This is a genomic window from Vibrio jasicida 090810c (assembly GCF_002887615.1).
GTDB classification, from domain to species: domain Bacteria; phylum Pseudomonadota; class Gammaproteobacteria; order Enterobacterales; family Vibrionaceae; genus Vibrio; species Vibrio jasicida.
The window spans coordinates 2,047,180-2,064,868 of record NZ_CP025793.1 but is presented as its reverse complement, the minus strand read 5'-3'; the positions used below and the strand labels follow the sequence as shown (position 1 = coordinate 2,064,868).

The window sequence follows — 17,689 nt, the reverse complement described above, 5'->3', positions numbered from 1 at the left end:
TTCATTCTATATCCAGGCTCTAAATCGTAAGCTTACAAACCTCTCTGTATCACTCTCTACAGTTAAGATGAGGTTTGTTCTTACACTTCACTTTGGTTTTATAGTGACTGACGCAACGATTACGCTACCAACGACCATGTTAGGATTCAATTATGATATTGAGTTAGAACATTGGCAGAAAAACCTGCATGGTTACCGAGTATTCTCTGATGGGAAAAAGGTACTGCTTGATGGAGGGCTTGGAATAAGCCTGAACTTACTGTCTGGGGACAACCAGTACGAAACTTGGCTTGAAAGTATTCCCCAACACTATCTAACAGCCTCTAGTGCTTTTGCCGAACACCAGTATCAAATGCTTTGGTTAGCGGCAAACTGCTTTGAAGCTGCGCAGTTATTAGAGAGCCGCCCGATATTATTGGCATTGATATGTGCCAAGTTCAGTGTTGATAACGAAGCCGCGTTTGAACTTGCTAAGCAAGGGCAACGAGAAATTGTAGCTCATCTAGGCTTAGATTCATCTAAAGCGGCATTGAAGTTCATCGACAAGCTACAGCTTGATTTTGAGCATTCAAGTGAGCTAAAGCATGTACATAAACAGTTGGATCCCAACTTTCGTCGGTTCAAGGTTTTTAGCCACTACAAAGTGGTTAATTATAATGCGCTCTTACTAGACCATAGCCACCCATTTCTTACTGGAACGAACCTAGGGCGCTCAATAGCAGAACAACGTCAGAGTGTTTATAGAAACATGATGTCTTACATGAGTGACACCTTGCGCCTAGGGAACGCAATTGGTATTGACGATCCTGTTCATCATGTCGAGAGGATGAACAGCGTAGAGGACTTAGTTGCGTTGCATGACGTCTGGGTTGCTCGGCAGATAGACATTCGTTTTGAAGCTATGAATCCAGAGAAAACTGAGGTTCCATACCCTAAATGCTTAGCGGAAACATATGGCATTTCACAAATCGTCGATTTTGAAGACTTATGTGCAGAAGCTAAAGTGCAACTTCACTGTATTGCGGTATACCACAACCGAATCGCAGCCGGGCATTATGCCGCATTTCGTATGGAGTCCCCAGAGCGTATGACTATTGGCATAAGCATAAACGCGAAAAAAGCGTTCCCCTACGAGATTCAACAGATAGCCGGATACAAGAACGCCGTACCAAGTGAAGAAACACGAAGAGTTGTTCATGAGTGGTTCGATGTTTGTAAGCAGATGTATTGTTAATGAGAACTTACACAATTAACGCCAATTTTCTTATTCCATCATGCATACGATAACCGTGATCAACTTTTTCTTTTTGCAGCACCCTATAATGCAACCAGTTTAATTCCTTTGGATGCGTAATAGTCAGTGTGCTGCTCTTGATAAACAGTAGTCAATAGACCTAGTCCATATCCGAAATCTAACTTTTATTAACGTACAAATAGCAAAAGAATAAATAACTTAGAGCATAGGTCCTCGAAAAATTTTTCTAATGTTCGATAGTTTTGCTTTTGGCGTAATGTGGTAAGTCCAATAGGTGATAATGTGTATAGTTGCACTGACCTAGTCTTGTGAGATTGCATTTAGGATCTCCATCATCAATTCATCTTTCGATTCAATTTCAAAAAAGGTTCTAAAATGGCGGGTGCTTCAATAGACGCTATTGGTGTGATTAACCAAATCAAAGACAACTTAACAGACCGATACGAGGATGGCTTTCCTGTCCTTAAAGAGATCATTCAAAATGCTGACGATGCGGGTGCGAACGAATTAACTATTGGTTGGAGTAAAGGTTTCTGCAATGCAGAAAATGAACTACTCAATGCGCCAGCGCTGTTTTTTATCAATGATGCACCACTGGCAGAGGAACACCGTGATGCCATTTTATCGATAGCGCAGAGCTCGAAAGCTACATCTAAGGCGTCAGTTGGAAAGTTTGGTTTGGGAATGAAAAGTTTGTTTCATATGGGTGAGGCATTCTTCTTTATGTCCGATCAATGGCGAATTGAGCATTGGGCGTCAGATGTTTTCAATCCATGGGATAAGTATCGTGATGCATGGAATGAATTCGGTGAAAATGACAAATGCCAGATCGCAACAAAGTTAAAAGGGTTTTTAAGTACCGATAAGCCTTGGTTTGTTGTTTGGGTCCCGTTGCGCACAAAAGCGCTAGCTAAAGCACACAATAACTACATTATCATCAACAACTTTAGTGGTGATGAAAAACTCCCTAGTTTCTTTAATCAGGCTCACTTATCAGAGAAAACTTCTGAGATTTTGCCTCAACTCAAGAATCTCAAAGACATCGGCTTTTTCTGCGAGTCTGACAAGGGTGTGTTTGATGAAGTGACCTCCATACAGTTACATGAAGATTCGTCTCGAAGCTCTTTTTGCGGTGAACCGCGATTAAATAATGGAGACTCTTTTGCAGCCTTCTCAGGGAAAATCTATTCAAATTCAAACGAAGAGCGTTGTGCTCTGGACTATGCAGGATGCGAGCGAGTCATCTTTGATGAGCGTTTAAATCAATTAAAAGACGAAGATATGGGGTGGCCTAAGAGTTATCAGTTCGACAAGAAAGCGAACTTGCCTGTTGAGGCTCTCGACAAAGCTGAACAGCATGCATCTGTAACATTTTCGCGTTTTAAAACAAAGGGGCAAGCGTACCTCAAAGCCAACTGGGCTGTTTTCCTTCCCTTAAGCCAAACCAAGGAACTTGTTGCTGTGCCTATCGAGGGGGAGTACGACTACAATCTCTATTTACACGGCTACTTCTTTGTTGATGCTGGGCGTAAGGGGTTGCATGGCCACGACAATCTTGGGTTTTCTACCTCCCTAGAGCATGTAAAAAATGATGAGAAAAAGCTGCGTGAGGTTTGGAACATCATTCTAGCCAGTGAGGGGACATTCAACCTCGTTTTACCGGCTCTAAATGAGTTTTGTCAGAAGTTAAGGCTGCCACATCAAATAAAAACTGTTTTGGCCAAGGCTTTGTACGATCTCCTCATAGAAAGATATAGAAAAGAAGTATCCAAGAGCGCCAATTGGATAATCAATATCGATGACAAGGGTGCTGCTTGGTCTTTACTTGATAAGAATGCCCAATGCTTACCGATCCCTCGTCCAGAGAATAGTGATTACTCTCGAATTTGGTCAACGTTGCCTGGTTTGAGTAAGTTATTGGATAAAAAGTCACTGTATGAAGCCACGGGTAATGAATTTTTAACTGAGCAGAATCAACGTGATAGTTGGAATATTACGCTCCTGGAAGAAGCGTTAGGAAGTGGTGTTGTCAACGCATTTTACAGATCAATCAATATTGAATATCTGCTTCAGTTCCTTCAACTAGCTAAGGAGCAGTGCACGACGGAAGATTTTGATAACCTGATTATTCCACAGTTCCGAGAGGTATTGTCTACTCATAAGCTTGCTGAACTTTCATTGAACAAGGCTCTTAACACGCAAGTTTTTGAGCTTGTTAGCGCACCTAAAACCGTCGTACTACCAATTGATAAAAATGATCAATCTATTTGGGAACTTGTCTGCAAGATCATTCCTGCAAAGCTACTGCTACCTAAATTTCTGTCTACTCACAATAAGCCAATTCATGACAATGTCACTGAAGAAGAGCTCTTCGCACTTTTAACCCTAGTAGATAGCTACATCAAAAAACAGGGTGAACGTTTATCCTCTGATGAATCGTCTGCCTGTGAGCGTCTCATTACATTTGTTATTGATTGTGTAAATGCAAGTGAGGTAATCCAAAAAAGCGATTTTTATCAGAAGAGTGGCCATTTAAAGCTTCTAAAAGTGGAAGTTCTTGGTTCGCAGCAGAGCACAAAATATCGCTCCTTAAATGAACTCATAGTGTTAAAAGAAAAATACCAGCTGTTTCTTCGTGGAGGGGAGCGGAACTTTGGTAAAGGGTTGGGGAAAGAGCTAGTTGCAGTCGTGCCTGGCTTGGAGCTTTGTTTTATAAGCAAGGATTTTGAAATTGGTGGCCTATATGAAGGGCTTACCGCTTGTTCTGAAGCCGCGTGCCTACGACTGCTTTCCACGTACCCAAATCTTGGTTCAAATTCGGCAAGACTAGCGCTCACTAAAGTATTCTCTGCCGAGCTCTCTACAGATGAGGAGAAAAGAGGTTTCCGGTATTTGATTCACGGCAGCAAAGAAGACGACTTGAGACAAACGCTTTGGAAGCCAAACAGGGCAACTAACCCAGTATGGATGAAAATTTGGCGTATGTGTCAGCCAGAAGGTTTCCCTGGATGGTGTGAGTTAGATGAAGAGTTTTCTATTGCTTTGACAAACCAGTACGAACATTTTATTGGCGTTAAAGAGCAGTTCTATAAAGATATTATCTCTGAATACAGAACAATACTGCCTGAATGCAATTTTAATAACTTTGATGACTGGGAAGTAGAGCAACTGCTCGCAGATATTGGTAGTCAAGGAGATGAAAGGCTATGGAAAGCATTGCCTGTCCATAGGACAGCTCATAACACTAGAGTCGCGATTACGACCAAATGCCTGATGGAAGGAAGTGCAACAGTTCCAAGTGAATGGGATGTTCACCTTATTCAACATTCAGCCATTGCTGAAGTCGCCGCTTGCCAGCATAAATGGGTGAATCATGGTCTACCTAAAGAGCTGATCGAGATTGCGCTTACCCAATCAAGTCCAGCTCAGTATTCCGCATTTGTTTTGGACCAGCTCTGCGCTATTCGTATTGCGAATGAAGGAATTGAGCATGAGTTGGAAGGCAAGATAAATAATACCAAGTGGCTGCGATTAGCGTCAGGAACCGAGGTTTCACCGGAAGCTATTTTATCTTTCTCTGCCAATGAGCTGCCTGAGTCTGCAAAGTTCTGCGAGTTAAAAGAGTCAAACATTTACATGTTCTCTCAACTCGATGGAAACATGTTTGAGCACGATCAAGCACGTGGTTTCTTGAGAGAGTGGGTCGCAAAAAGTAACAGCTCAGTTTGCTCGTGCATTTTGGCAGAAGCCGCGCAACATCAAAGTTATGTAGTTGGTAATTTTTCCAACATTTCTGCTCAGGTGCTAGAACAGATTTCATGCATCCCGCCATTGATGCAGCTATCTGCAGGCTGGGGCTTACTGGTTGAGCTCTACCAAAGCCAATATCTTTCAGTGAATGAAAACAAGCAAGTGATGCTATGTAAGGAAACAGAACCACAATCATTATGGTGGGCGCTGGAGCGTATTGCTGATGATGATATTCACGGTCAGTCAAAGGAACTTCGGAAAGCATTTTTAGAAGCGTTGTGTAACACCGAGGGAGGCGTTGATTATCTTCCTAAACTGAGATTTCGCAATGAGAACGGAAGTTATGTATCGGGCAATACACTGGTATCGCATGTCTCTCAGGTAGTTGCTGATAACTTAATTTCGCCACAAGAATACGCAGTCATTGAGAGTTATTGCAGTAAATCTGCTCTCACCAATGATAATACATCAAAAATCATTGAGTTAGCGGGCGATAATGCACCAGTACTTAGTGATTACTTCGATGACTGGGAAGGGATGCTTCCCCCTGATGCCATAGCGACATTTATGGCACTGTTTGCTAAATCTGGTGACGTCGAGAAATTGGTTAACAATTATCTAAGACAGTCAACGCTGGAGTCGATAAAGCAAGGGTATGAGGAAAAGTGGAACTCCGGAAAGGGACGTAGAGGTGAGTTTTCTCACTATCCGTATAGCTCGTTATATAAAAGTGTTGATTTTGAACTGGCAATTTGTGCAGAAAATGCGACGTACATGACGTCGATTTTCGGCGAAAGAATTCAAGTTAAACTACAAAAAACACCAGATTCATTACTTGTTCACCAAGCGAACAAGTCCAAGACGAAAAGGATAGAGCTTCGTCGAGTTGATACAAAGAATGTATCAAAAGACCAACTTCTCCGTATGCTTGCCAAAGCTGTAGAAACGATTTTTACTGATGTGTTTGGCGCAGAGTGTATTCGATTTGAAAGTGAATTTTTGAAGCGATTTGGTGCTTCGGAGCAGACAGATATCCAAGTTACGAGGAAGATTGTTCTTAATAATATTGTTAATTTGCTTGTTCGCCTGCAAGTTAGAGAAGAGGGTGTATGTGAGCTACGTGCTAGTTACAAACGCGAGGAGCGTGCATTAGAACTTTCTGAACCATCAAAGCAAGATAGAACAGCGCTAAATAACGTACTCAACCAAATTAAGAAATTAATTGAGTCAAATGACAAAGTTCAGTCTTTAATTCTCGCATCTGTTCGAAAAGAGATGAGCAAACATTTCCAATATTCGCCTTTCAGCGTGCCATTTGAGCTGTTTCAAAATGCTGATGATGCTTTGTGTGAACTTATTGAAATGCAGGGCGACTCAACCGATGCCCTGACTCGATTTGATGTGGTTTCTGGCAGTGATGGGACTCTTAACTTCTACCATTGGGGGAGAGAGGTTAACTACTGCAAAAGTTCATATGTCGCAGGTAAAAACCAATTTGACTGTGATTTAGAGAAAATGGTGAGCCTCAACGTTTCGGATAAGTCAGATGGAAAAACGGGAAAATTTGGGTTGGGCTTTAAAAGTGCGTTGCTTTTGACTGATACACCTCGAGTGGTGAGTGGTGATATCTGTGCAGAAATCCATGCTGGGGTTTTGCCGAGTATTCCAGACAAGCAGATAATGGCAGAACTTAATCAAAATGTTGAAGAGCATAAGATTGGAAATCGTAAACCGACATTAATCCAGTTGCCTAAATGTAATAAGAAGCGGGAAGATTTGACGTTGGTTTTGGGACGTTTCAAAAGTAACGCTGGCATTCTCACGGTTTTTTCACGACAAATTCGAGAAATCAATATTGATGAGCAGCGGTTTGGGTGGTCGGGACAGGCTCTCCATCATATCCCTGAAGTACTTGTCGGTGAAGTGAAACTGCCAACAAATACTTCTGAAGAGTCGAACGTTATCCTTCGAAGTAATAGAGTGCTTGTTATCAATACCGAGTCCGGTCAGTTCCTTTTTGCTTTGGATTCTAACGGTGTTGTTTCTCTTTCGAATCGAAAAAACCTAAGTAGCTTTTGGGTGTTAAACCCGATTGACGAAGACCTGAAATTGGGTTTCTGCATCAACGCGCCATTTGCGGTTGATATTGGTCGTTCTCAGCTTGCTGTAGATAACGGAGATAATATCGATCTTTCCAGTTCACTCGGCAAAGCGTTATCAGCTGTGTTGGTCAAAATGTTTGCAGCTTCTTCGAATAATTGGAATGAATTTGCTGAAGAAATTGGCCTGGGACAAAGCAGCACGTTTATCAAGTTTTGGGCGTCACTTTGGGATGTAATAACAGCCCATTGGCCAGCAAGGCTTGGAGAGACGAACTCTAAAGCTGAACTGATTAAACAAATGTTCACAGTGGAAGGTGGCCTGCTTGCGTTTTACCAGAAATGTGCGGCTCTTCCTCGAAATCTTGGTGTAAAGGAAGATGCTCTTGTTCAACTTAAAAACGTTGATACTGGAGCGAATAAACCTTTGACCAAGGCATTTAATACCTTGGGAAATCACCCGATACTTCAACGGCTATATAAAGACCAACAGCTCGTCGGGCATGATACCTTTGAGTTTTTGAAGAGTATCGATTTTAGACCGAATAATGGTGCGTTAACTAAGCTCGAATTGATCGATTTGATTGGGCAGGACTTTCCTCACAATGAAGTAAACCACGACAGAGCAAGTTTCTATGGCCGCTTATTTGGTAAAAACTTTGAAAAGTTAATGTCGAATTTTGAAATGACAGTGACTGAGAAAAAGGTGTTGGAAGAGCGTTTTTCTGAATTGAAGTTTCTCAACAAAACCGGTGTATACGTGACTGCAAGCAAGCTGATTGTTGAGGGGAGCCCTGAGAGAGACTTGCTATCCAAGTTTGCACCAGACAGCGCGAAGTTAAGTGAAAAATATGACCAAGCATCAATGGACTTGGTTAGCTTCATTCGTTGTGATTTAAGCTATGACATTCATTCATGGGCTAAGCAAATTAGACCTGAAGAATCTAACAAGGAAGGAAGACAAGAAGGGTTGTGTAGCTTCCTTGTTGAAGGCGGCCATTTAGCATTATCGCTTCTCAGAAAGCTACAAACGGATCACCCCGCGTTTCTTACAAAGGGACGTTTTGATCCGAGCGTGTTAACAGAAAAATGGCGTTGGAGTTCTTCAAAGGCTTCGGCTTTCATTAGCATTTGGATTGATACAGAGGAAGATAAAGCAAGGCACGTACGACAAGCGCAAAAAGAGTTTATTCCAAATGTGACCAATGATGAGCAGATCCTCGAAAACATCACGAACTGGTGGAATCAATGTCGTAATCAAAGCTTAATTGATTATGACAAACAGCTCTATGCTCAACCAATGCCTTGGAAGGCAATGACAGAGGACTTCGAGCTTGAAACGTTAGAGGCTCGTAAAGGTTGGTTGAAGTTGTTCTATTTAGGGAGTTGCCAAACATTAGGTTTCAATAACGATGTAGCTAATCGGAATGTTGTTTCTTGGTTCGAGGACAAGGGGTGGTGGGATAAAATAGCCGTTGCCAATGGTCCTAGCCCTGAAGTATGGAAAGAATTAATGGAAGAATATCTTCAAACAGCACGCGTTGATGAGCGTTATAGAGTTTGGATTCAAGTTCTTCCTTTGTATCGCTTTGCTACTAAGCTCAAGGACTATGTCGCTCTCTTCATGAACGCTTCCTTGATTGAAAATCTTGATGATTTGTTAAAACCAAATAGTTCAAACAAGTTATCAGGCTCTGGCATCCAAGTATCTGAGTTAAAAGGAACGCTCGGTATTGGGATTAATTTCATTTTACGAGAGTTGCAAAGACACCAAGTTTTGGAGCGTGAGTATTGTGAAGATATCCAAAAGTACGCATTTGTTTTGCCTGCTCGATTACGAAAGTTACTCAAAAAAATGGGAGCAGGTTTAAGCTTTGATGCAGAGCCAGAGAATTCAGAGCGAGCTTACGACTATTTCGTTTCGGCATTAAATAGTGAAACCCACCCTCTTCTTAAGGACTTTGACATCCCATTTAGAGTCTTGTTGGCTGATAAGCAAGCGTTTGAACGTTGTTTTAATTTTGCTCTAGATGAGCAGTTTGAGGAAGTATATGGATAACATTATACGCGTTATTCACCCAAAATTCGGTGTCGGTACTGTCGAATTCGAAAAAGCTGAGACATCTCTTGTCCGATTTGAACATGGTTTTGAGGAGTGTTTGAAAAGTGAGCTTGAGGCGGTCGCTGATCTTAAGTCCGATCTTGTTTCTGGACAGAGTGTCGCTGCCTCTGAACTTGCGTTAAAAACATTAGCGCACTCTCTAAAAAGTGTTAATGAAAATTGGAGTGTTTTTTCTAAATCGAACATTAATTTACTTCCTCATCAGCTATGGGTATGCCATCGAGTTCTAAGGCAATGGCCAACAAATCAACTGATTGCTGATGATGTTGGTTTAGGTAAAACGATAGAGGCGGGCTTGATTTTATGGCCCCTTATCGAGAGGAAAAGAGTCAAGCGTCTTCTGATTTTGACGCCAGCACCTTTGGTTGAGCAGTGGCACCAAAGAATGCTTGATATGTTTGATATTCGTTTGAGTATGTATGCACCAGAAAATGATACCTCGCGCGTCAATTACTGGGACTCAAACAATATGGTTGTCGCTTCTCTACCTACGCTAAGGAACGACAAGAATGGGCGTTTAGAGCGGATGTTAAATGCTGAGCCGTGGGATATGCTCATTGTTGATGAGGCGCACCATCTAAATTCAACGGAAGATAAGGGTGGAACGTTAGGCTTTCGCTTTATACAGACGTTGATTGAAAATGATAAGTTTGAATCGAAGTTATTTTTTACAGCGACGCCGCATCGAGGAAAAGAACACGGATTCTTCTCCTTATTGCAGTTGCTGAGACCGGATTTGTTCAACGTTAAGCAAATGGATGAGCGAGAAATGCGCCCATTTGTGAAAGATGTGTTGATTCGAAACAATAAACAATTTGTTACGGATATGAATGGTGAGAGGTTATTTAAACCTCTGTCTGTGTCCTCAAGAACTTACAGTTACAGTGAACAAGAGCAACATTTCTATGACCTCTTAACCAAGTTTATTGTATCGGGTCAAGCGTATGCATCCTCTTTGAATTCAAGGGATCAAAGAGCGGTTATGTTGGTTCTTACCGCAATGCAGAAGCTCGCTTCTAGTTCAATTGCAGCTATCGAGAGAGCTCTAAAAGGACGGATAGAGAAACATAAACTAGGTAAGCAACGTCTTCAGGATATTGAAGTTCAACAGGCTGCTTTATTAGAAAAGCGTGAGGAGTCAGAATCGCAGTCTGAAAGCGAGATATACAGTGATGAATTAGCGCAATTAGAACTGGAATTTATTGAAACGACAACGCGGGTCCAATTGATGGATGATGAGCTCCCTAGAATTATGGAGTTGTTGTCTGCTTGTCAGAAAGTTGGCTCTGAAACAAGAATTTTAACAATATTAGATATCCTAGAAACGGAGTTCAAAGATAGAACTGTCGTCTTTTTTACTGAGTATAAAGCTACGCAAGCGCTATTAATGGGTGCTTTGAATAAAAAGTATGGTGAAGGCTGCGTTACTTTTATTAATGGTGAAAATCGTCTTCTGAATGTAGAGAATGGCTCAGGAGTATGTGTTGATTATGTCACCGATAGATACAATGCCGCGAAGCGTTTTAATGAAGGCAAAGTACGATTTATAATTTCTACAGAGGCTGGTGGTGAAGGGATTGATTTACAACAAAATTGTTTTTCAATGATTCATGTCGACTTGCCTTGGAACCCGATGCGACTTCATCAACGTGTGGGGAGGTTGAATCGATATGGGCAAGTCAAAAACGTAGAAGTAATCACTCTTCGAAATCCTGATACCGTCGAGTCAAGAATCTGGGATTTGCTGAATACGAAGATCGATTTAATCATGCGTTCGGTTGGCGGTGCGATGGATGAGCCAGAAAACCTAATGGAGTTGATATTAGGTATGGCGGATAGCACATTGTTTAATGAGTTGTTTACAGAAGCAGCCAATCGTAAAAACTCTGAATCTCTCTCTGCTTGGTTTGACCATAAAACAAAAACATTCGGTGGCGAGTCTGTAGTACAAAAAGTGAAAGACTTGATTGGTCGAGCAGAAAAATTTGACTATCAAGATCTTGAGGCTGTACCGCGTTTAGATCTTGGAGATTTAAAACCGTTTTTTACTCAGATGCTTTCATTTAATCAAAGACGTTGTAAGTATGATGAAAATGGTGGTTTATCGTTTTTGACACCTCAAGCATGGTTGGGGCAATTTGGAACCAGACGCTCGTATGAGAAATTGCATTTTGACCGCAAAGCTAAACAGCTTGATTCAGAAGCTGACATCATAGGCTTTGGGCATCCCATGTTTTCAAAAGCGGTTAATCAAGGAGAGCAAATCCCTGGAAGTTACGCGTTTCTTAACAGTATAGAGAAAGATCTTGTCGTGTTTAAGGTTCAAGATCAGGTTACGGGAACCGATGCATCAGTAAAAGTGAGTATTGTTGGACTGGTGCTCGATGATAATGGCGATTGTGAATTGGTCAAGGACGAAGACCTTATCGGGTATTTAAACGAGTATCTTAAAATTTCCAATGATGTTGACTCTAAACGCACACCAGAGGATTTAGTGTCTGTTATTCAAACTGCTAATGATTATCTAATGGAGAATGTGTCATCAATTGGCTTACCATTTAGGCTGCCTAATTCTGAACCATTAACGGTATTCTACAAAGCAAGTAACTAACTATTATTCTATATCTGGTCATTACGAAAAAGTTCGGTAGTGATTCTGGCTTAATATTTGGGTCGAAGCTAAGAGGTCGTTGTGAAAAATATTCTGATTGCGGTGACTGGAGCAAGCCCTCAAGTCTTAACTGAGACGGTATTTGCTCTTCATAAACAAGGTAAACCTATACCTTCAGAGGTATATGTCATTACTACTAGAAGTTCAAAGGAAACGCTTGAGCAAGGGTTATTTATACAAGGTCATTGGCACAAGCTGATCAAAGATTATCACTTGCCAACCATCGAGTTTAGCTCGGATCATATTTGGGTCATCTCTGATGACCAAGGTCATGCTTTAGAGGATGCAAAAGGTGAAAGTGACCAATCTGTAATGGCGGACTTTATTACCCGTAAGATTGCAGAGTTAACAGATGACCCGCATGTTGCTATTCATGCGTCCATAGCTGGTGGTCGTAAGACGATGGCTTTTTATATGGGCTACGCGATGTCCCTATATGGGCGAGAGCAGGATGTCTTGAGTCATGTTTTTGTTGATGATGAATTTGAGTTTGTTCCAGACTTTTATTATCCAACCCCATCAGACGAGTTTATTGTCGGTAAGCAAGAAGGTGTTATGCTCAACGCGAAAGTTGCGAATGTGACTCTAGCTGAGATACCTTTTGTTCGCATGAGAAAGCAACTGGAGAAAAACTTGATACCTGTTGTTAAGGAGTCAAGTTTCTCCAAGACGGTTGCACGGATGAATGCAGCTACTCAAGCGATAGACCTTAAGGTATCAATGAAGTCTCGCTCAATTCATGTTCTCGGGGTTGATATAAAGCTGAGTGCGAAGTTGTTGGCAATGTATGTTTTTATATTAGAACAACCAAATAGAAAGATGAAAGTTGGTAGTGCCTTTATAAAAAGCACGTCACATTCAATCCGCTATTTAGAGATTTTCGATAGTCTTGGTGGGGACGTTCGTGTTTATACGACGTTCGGGCTAGAAGACTATATTGCATGGTCAACTAGAGAATTGGATAGATTGAAACCTATATCAACAAGTTTTATTCAAACTAACTTAAGTGGCCTTCATAAAAAACTGTTTGCTGCTTTACCTGAAGAAGTTTTTGAACAGATCAAAGTCTATTCGGATGGTGCAAAAGGTGGCAGCACATATCACGTGAAAGAGAACTTACAAGTTACTTTTGTCGATTAAACAGTAGTTAAGGTAGACAGCATTGTTTGAACCTATTTTAGAGACAGTAACTTCAAAAGAAGAGATTGGACGCATCATCAAAGAATGCGTTGAGCATGTATCCACCAATTGTCTAGGTTGCCCTGCATCCTTAGATTGCCCTAGGCATAAAGAAGTTTGGGATATAGATTAAAGGTACCGTAAGTTAACAGTCGAAGATTGTGCTTACATCCCTAGCTCAGTTTTTCGTATGAATAGGCTGGATGAGGTTTTTTCTCATAGGTTAAAGTTTAGTAATTATGCGCAGCGGCATCTCAGGCAAGGTTATTCTTGATTGGGAATAAGGTCGCGATAAAGCAACCTAAAACCTCTTGATATCAAATTAATAAAAACGCCCCAAGTTAACCTTGGGGCGTTTTTGTTTTATCGAGTTGGTTTGAAACTCGCTACTGCTTATTTTCTATTAATTCAGCCTTAGCGGTTTATCGCGATGGTTCCCGTTTCAACCACACGAGATTCCTTCGAAACCATGACTTTTACAGTGTGCTTTTCTGAGGAGAATAATGTTTTAGCCGAAGTCGTTGGCCGCCCAAGTGCAGGTGCATGCTCTTGCTTTTGATAATGGATTTCCCAATGACGAGCTTGAATGTTGTAGCGCATAAACGCAAAGCCATTCACACTCTTGATGGTGGTGTTCCCTTTTTGGTAGAAACCGTAGTCGCGAAAACTCATATAATTGATTAAACCGTAGCGATGGTCCTTCAAGTCATTGTATTGCTTATCTTCTTTGCTGCCTTCCACGTGATAAACCCTAATTAGATCATCACTCCAATCATCAACAACAAAAGAGCAGCCGCTGAAGTTTGGTGTGAAAACATACAAATGATCGCGATGAGGGTCAGGGTGTTTAGGTATATCGAGATACTTGCCTTGCGCGACCCAGTAGGCCATCTGTGATGTTTTTTTGTCGGGCTGTTGCCCTGCGAAGGTATCAATGACTTCGATAGTGCCTACTGTTCCATGTGCGTGTTTATATTGCATGCCACTGAAAACAAGCTCACCACTTTCTTCTACTTCTTTCTTTGTCGCTGGGCTGAGAGATGTCATCTGGTGAGCAACGATCTCTGCGCTGACGCATTGGTTATTAAAGCTAGAGCCTAGCAAGTCTGACGGCAGTACTCGTGTTCCGGTCGCATCGATCATTTCCTTTCTTGATGTCGGCATCGGTGACAGAATTGCATCGGGAAACTCACGTTCTTCGCCTACGTGAATATGGTTGTTCTGCTCTTCTACTTTACGGTCCGCGACTACTTTATCTCGATTATCATTCCAGCGCTTATAGTCGCTTGATGAATAAGTTAATTCAGCTCTGCGTTCTTGCTGCTGTCGCGCAGCTCTTTCTATTGTTGTTTCTTGCGTTTCTTCAGTATTAACAGGTGCTGATTGATATCGCATGGTAGGCATTCCAATAAGAAATAAATAAGAGAATACCAATGATTGTCGATATATCAGTAGGTGACTGTATAAAAGGTGATATTTACTAATAAAACGCTCAAAATGAAATTGTATTTTAAGTTTTACTATGTGATCAGGTTTGTTTTTGATAGGTTAAAGCACTAATAATAATATTTTATGTGTCTCTTTTGATTTATTTTAATTATTTATATCTCAATGGAGATATTAAGATAATAAAAGAAATAGCACATGAATATAATCTTGTTATTTATATATCTAGTGGTGTTTTAATGGTTTAATCGCTGTTGTAATTTTATATTCTTACGTACTCTAAACGTAGGTTAGGGTGATCTTCTGCTGTGATATTTTTGTACGTAGCCGTACCTTTACGCTCTCTAATCGTCGACTTATCAATTACATAAAATGTAGAGATCATTTCCAAAATTAGCAGGTAAACATAGATTGCACCGTGCTAGCTAATCCAATTCTGTCATTCCTTTGCTAATACTGCATGCGATGAACGTAGGTATATAAAAACGGTTCATTAATCAATAATCAAAAAAAAGGAAATGAAAATGAGAAAGTCACTGACAGCACTTGGTTTAGCATTGGTATTTGCAGGCTCAGCAAACGCGGCAAACTGGGGGTATGAGGGTGAGCACGGCCCTGCAAATTGGGGGGAGTTCGCTTCTGAATGTGCGAAAGGTCAAAACCAAAGTCCGATTAATATTGAATCAGCGACTGAAGCCAAGCTAGAAAAACTGGATTTTGATTACGAAGGTAAGGCGATTTCACTGCTGAATAACGGCCACACTTTACAGACCAGTTTAGAAGGCAAAAACACGCTCACTATTGATGGTAAAGAGTTTACGTTAAAACAATTCCACTTCCATACGCCATCTGAAAACCATGTAGATGGTAAAGAATACCCACTAGAAGCACACTTTGTGCATGCCGATAAAGCAGGCCATCTGGCTGTTGTGGCGGTGTTCTTTAAACTGGGTGACGCGAACCCAGATCTCGCTAAGCTGCTCGCTAACATCCCAACTAAAGATCAGGATGTAGCCATCCAAGTCCCATTTGATGCTGATGCCCTAATCCCAAGTGATAAAGACTACTACCGCTTCAATGGTTCTCTAACCACGCCACCGTGTTCTGAAGGTGTGCGTTGGTTGGTGATCAAAGAGACACAAACCATCTCCCCAGAACAGGTGAAAGAGTTTGCGAAAGCGATGGGGCAAAACAACCGTCCAATTCAACCGTTGAATGCACGTACGATCCTCGCGCAACAATAACGGTTAATATGACCAACTAGAAAAAAGCCCGCTTTTAAAAGAGCGGGCTTTTGTGATTTTTAGACTTTGACTTTATAAGTGGTGGTCTTCTTGTGCTTTGGCCATTTGAATTGGGTCGAGCTTGAGTGTTTGTGTTGGGAACGCAATATCTGCTTCGTGCTCTTTAATTATCGTCATGACTTGCAGGAGAACATCTTGCTTCACTTCATGGTAGCGAACCCAGTTCACTGTTTTGGTGAAGGTATAGATGAAAAAATTGAGTGAAGATGGATCAAACGCATCAAAGTTTACGATCAACGTTTGGCGCGTATCGATGTCTTTGTGGTTTTTGAGCATATCGCGAACCGCATCAATGATTGCGGGTACTTTAGCGGCATCGTCGTAACGTAAGCCAATCGTCTCGAAGATTCGACGGTTTAGCATGCGTGATGGGTTTTCTACCACAATGTTACTGAATACAGAGTTTGGTACGTATAACGGGCGCTTATCAAAAGTGCGAATGCTGGTCATACGCCAGCCGATACGTTCTACCGTTCCTTCTATTTGACGGTCGGGAGAGCGGATCCAATCCCCAACCTTAAATGGACGGTCGAAGTAAATCATCAAACCGCCAAAGAAGTTTGATAGGAGATCTTTGGCTGCCAAACCGACAATCAAACCGCCGACACCACCGAAAGTCAGTAAACCCGATAGGCTAAGACCGAACGCCTGCATAACGGTCAATACACCGATGATGATAAAGAACAGGCGAGCGACTTTAGCCACGGCTTGTACGGTTGTCTCGTCACGCGTTTTCTGTTCAAGAACGTAGTCTTCTACATTGGTGATAAGACGCATCACAATCCAAACGAGAATACTAATAACCAGAATAAGTTTCAGCGTACTTAACCAGTTGAATTCATTTCCTAACTCACTTTGTAGCACAATGCCAAGCGAGACGGTTGCTGGCCAGCACCATATTAACGTACTGATTGGCGTCTTAAGTGCTTCCAGTAATAAATCGTCCCAATGAAATGGGGTTTTCTCAAACAGGATTGCTAGGCGAGAATATAAAACGCGCCAAGCGATCCAAGCGAAAAAACTGGCAACAGTAATGAATAATACACTGCTGCTCCAGTCTTGGTGGTTGGCCATGACGTAATTTTGAAGTTCGGTAAACCACTGCGGCATAGTTGAATTTTCTTTTTATATAACAATGAGTGAAAGGTAGCAGAGTTTACATGTTCGCCCTAGAACAAATGATGCATGTTGCATGATGTGTTTTCGTCGATAAGAAAGAGGGAGAAGTCCGTTCGCTGTTTAGAGTTGCATTAATGACTTATATATAATTACAAGGGTATGAATCCTAATGCTAAATGTGATTAATGTGTTATTCCTTTTATTCGGGTGTGATGAAACTCGAAGTTTGAAAGAGAACCGCTATCATTCGAACCATCAATTGTAGGTTCTTTGACTCATCGCTAACATTTATCAAGCTCAAATATGAGACTTTAGTGTCACTTTGACATACGGAGATAGACCATGGAATTCACAGAGCTAGATAGAAATGCGCTCTACGACATTTGGATGTCGCAAAAAGCAAAAATGCACCTCACCCAAATGGAGATGGCAAAGCGCCTAGGTTTAAGCTTGCATGAGTTCTCTGCTTTGTTACGTGGGAATGCTCCGCTAACACTTGGCTTCGTGAAGCAACTTTGCGAACAATTGCACGTTCGTCCTGGTCAAGTGATTCCATCTATGAGCAAACGCGATATTTCTTCTTCGGGCTCCGTGTACCTACAAAACCGTATCACCGTAGATGGTGAAATCCGTAATGTCTTCATTGAAGGCAACCAAGTTGTGATCGAATACGAACACACGGTGAACTAACCGATCCATCCGTGTATTTTTTGTCGTAGACAATTTATTCACATCTCTACTGAT

The 17,689-nt window shown here is 41.5% G+C and carries 8 protein-coding genes; 6 read left to right on the top strand and 2 right to left on the bottom strand.

What is annotated here, in order from left to right:
- Positions 1 to 103 precede the first annotated feature (103 nt).
- From C1S73_RS26590 to csm6, 4 genes are all read left to right on the top strand, one after another.
- Positions 104 to 1,234 (top strand): PcfJ domain-containing protein, encoded by a 1,131-nt coding sequence (locus tag C1S73_RS26590; protein ID WP_158654993.1) that lies wholly within the window; start codon positions 104 to 106, stop codon positions 1,232 to 1,234.
- A gap of 396 nt (positions 1,235 to 1,630) precedes the next feature.
- Positions 1,631 to 9,163: a sacsin N-terminal ATP-binding-like domain-containing protein gene (locus C1S73_RS26585; protein ID WP_038868440.1), complete on the top strand. Its 7,533-nt coding sequence runs from the start codon at positions 1,631 to 1,633 to the stop codon at positions 9,161 to 9,163.
- On the top strand, positions 9,156 to 11,837 hold the full coding sequence (locus tag C1S73_RS26580; protein WP_038868441.1) for a DEAD/DEAH box helicase: 2,682 nt from the start codon (positions 9,156 to 9,158) through the stop codon (positions 11,835 to 11,837). Before C1S73_RS26585 ends, C1S73_RS26580 begins: the two co-directional genes overlap by 8 nt.
- An 81-nt stretch (positions 11,838 to 11,918) precedes the next feature.
- Complete coding sequence (gene csm6, locus C1S73_RS26575) at positions 11,919 to 13,037, top strand: CRISPR-associated ring nuclease Csm6 (RefSeq protein ID WP_038868443.1); 1,119 nt, start codon at positions 11,919 to 11,921, stop codon at positions 13,035 to 13,037.
- Positions 13,038 to 13,490: 453 nt separating this feature from the next.
- On the opposite strand, the gene C1S73_RS26570 is transcribed toward csm6, so the two are convergent.
- Positions 13,491 to 14,471: a hypothetical protein gene (locus C1S73_RS26570; RefSeq protein WP_038868444.1), complete on the bottom strand. Its 981-nt coding sequence runs from the start codon at positions 14,469 to 14,471 to the stop codon at positions 13,491 to 13,493.
- Between the two features lie 575 nt (positions 14,472 to 15,046).
- Here C1S73_RS26570 and C1S73_RS26565 point away from each other — a divergent pair.
- Positions 15,047 to 15,766, top strand: coding sequence for a carbonic anhydrase (locus tag C1S73_RS26565; RefSeq protein WP_038868445.1), 720 nt, complete (start codon positions 15,047 to 15,049; stop codon positions 15,764 to 15,766).
- Positions 15,767 to 15,838: 72 nt separating this feature from the next.
- Here the strand turns inward: C1S73_RS26565 and C1S73_RS26560 are convergent, their stop codons facing one another.
- Entirely contained in the window at positions 15,839 to 16,936 is a 1,098-nt protein-coding gene (locus C1S73_RS26560; protein WP_038868446.1) for a mechanosensitive ion channel family protein, read from the bottom strand.
- Between the two features lie 351 nt (positions 16,937 to 17,287).
- Here C1S73_RS26560 and C1S73_RS26555 point away from each other — a divergent pair, with 351 nt between their 5' ends.
- Positions 17,288 to 17,635, top strand: coding sequence for a helix-turn-helix domain-containing protein (locus tag C1S73_RS26555; RefSeq protein ID WP_005439037.1), 348 nt, complete (start codon positions 17,288 to 17,290; stop codon positions 17,633 to 17,635).
- The last annotated feature ends 54 nt before the right edge of the window (positions 17,636 to 17,689 follow it).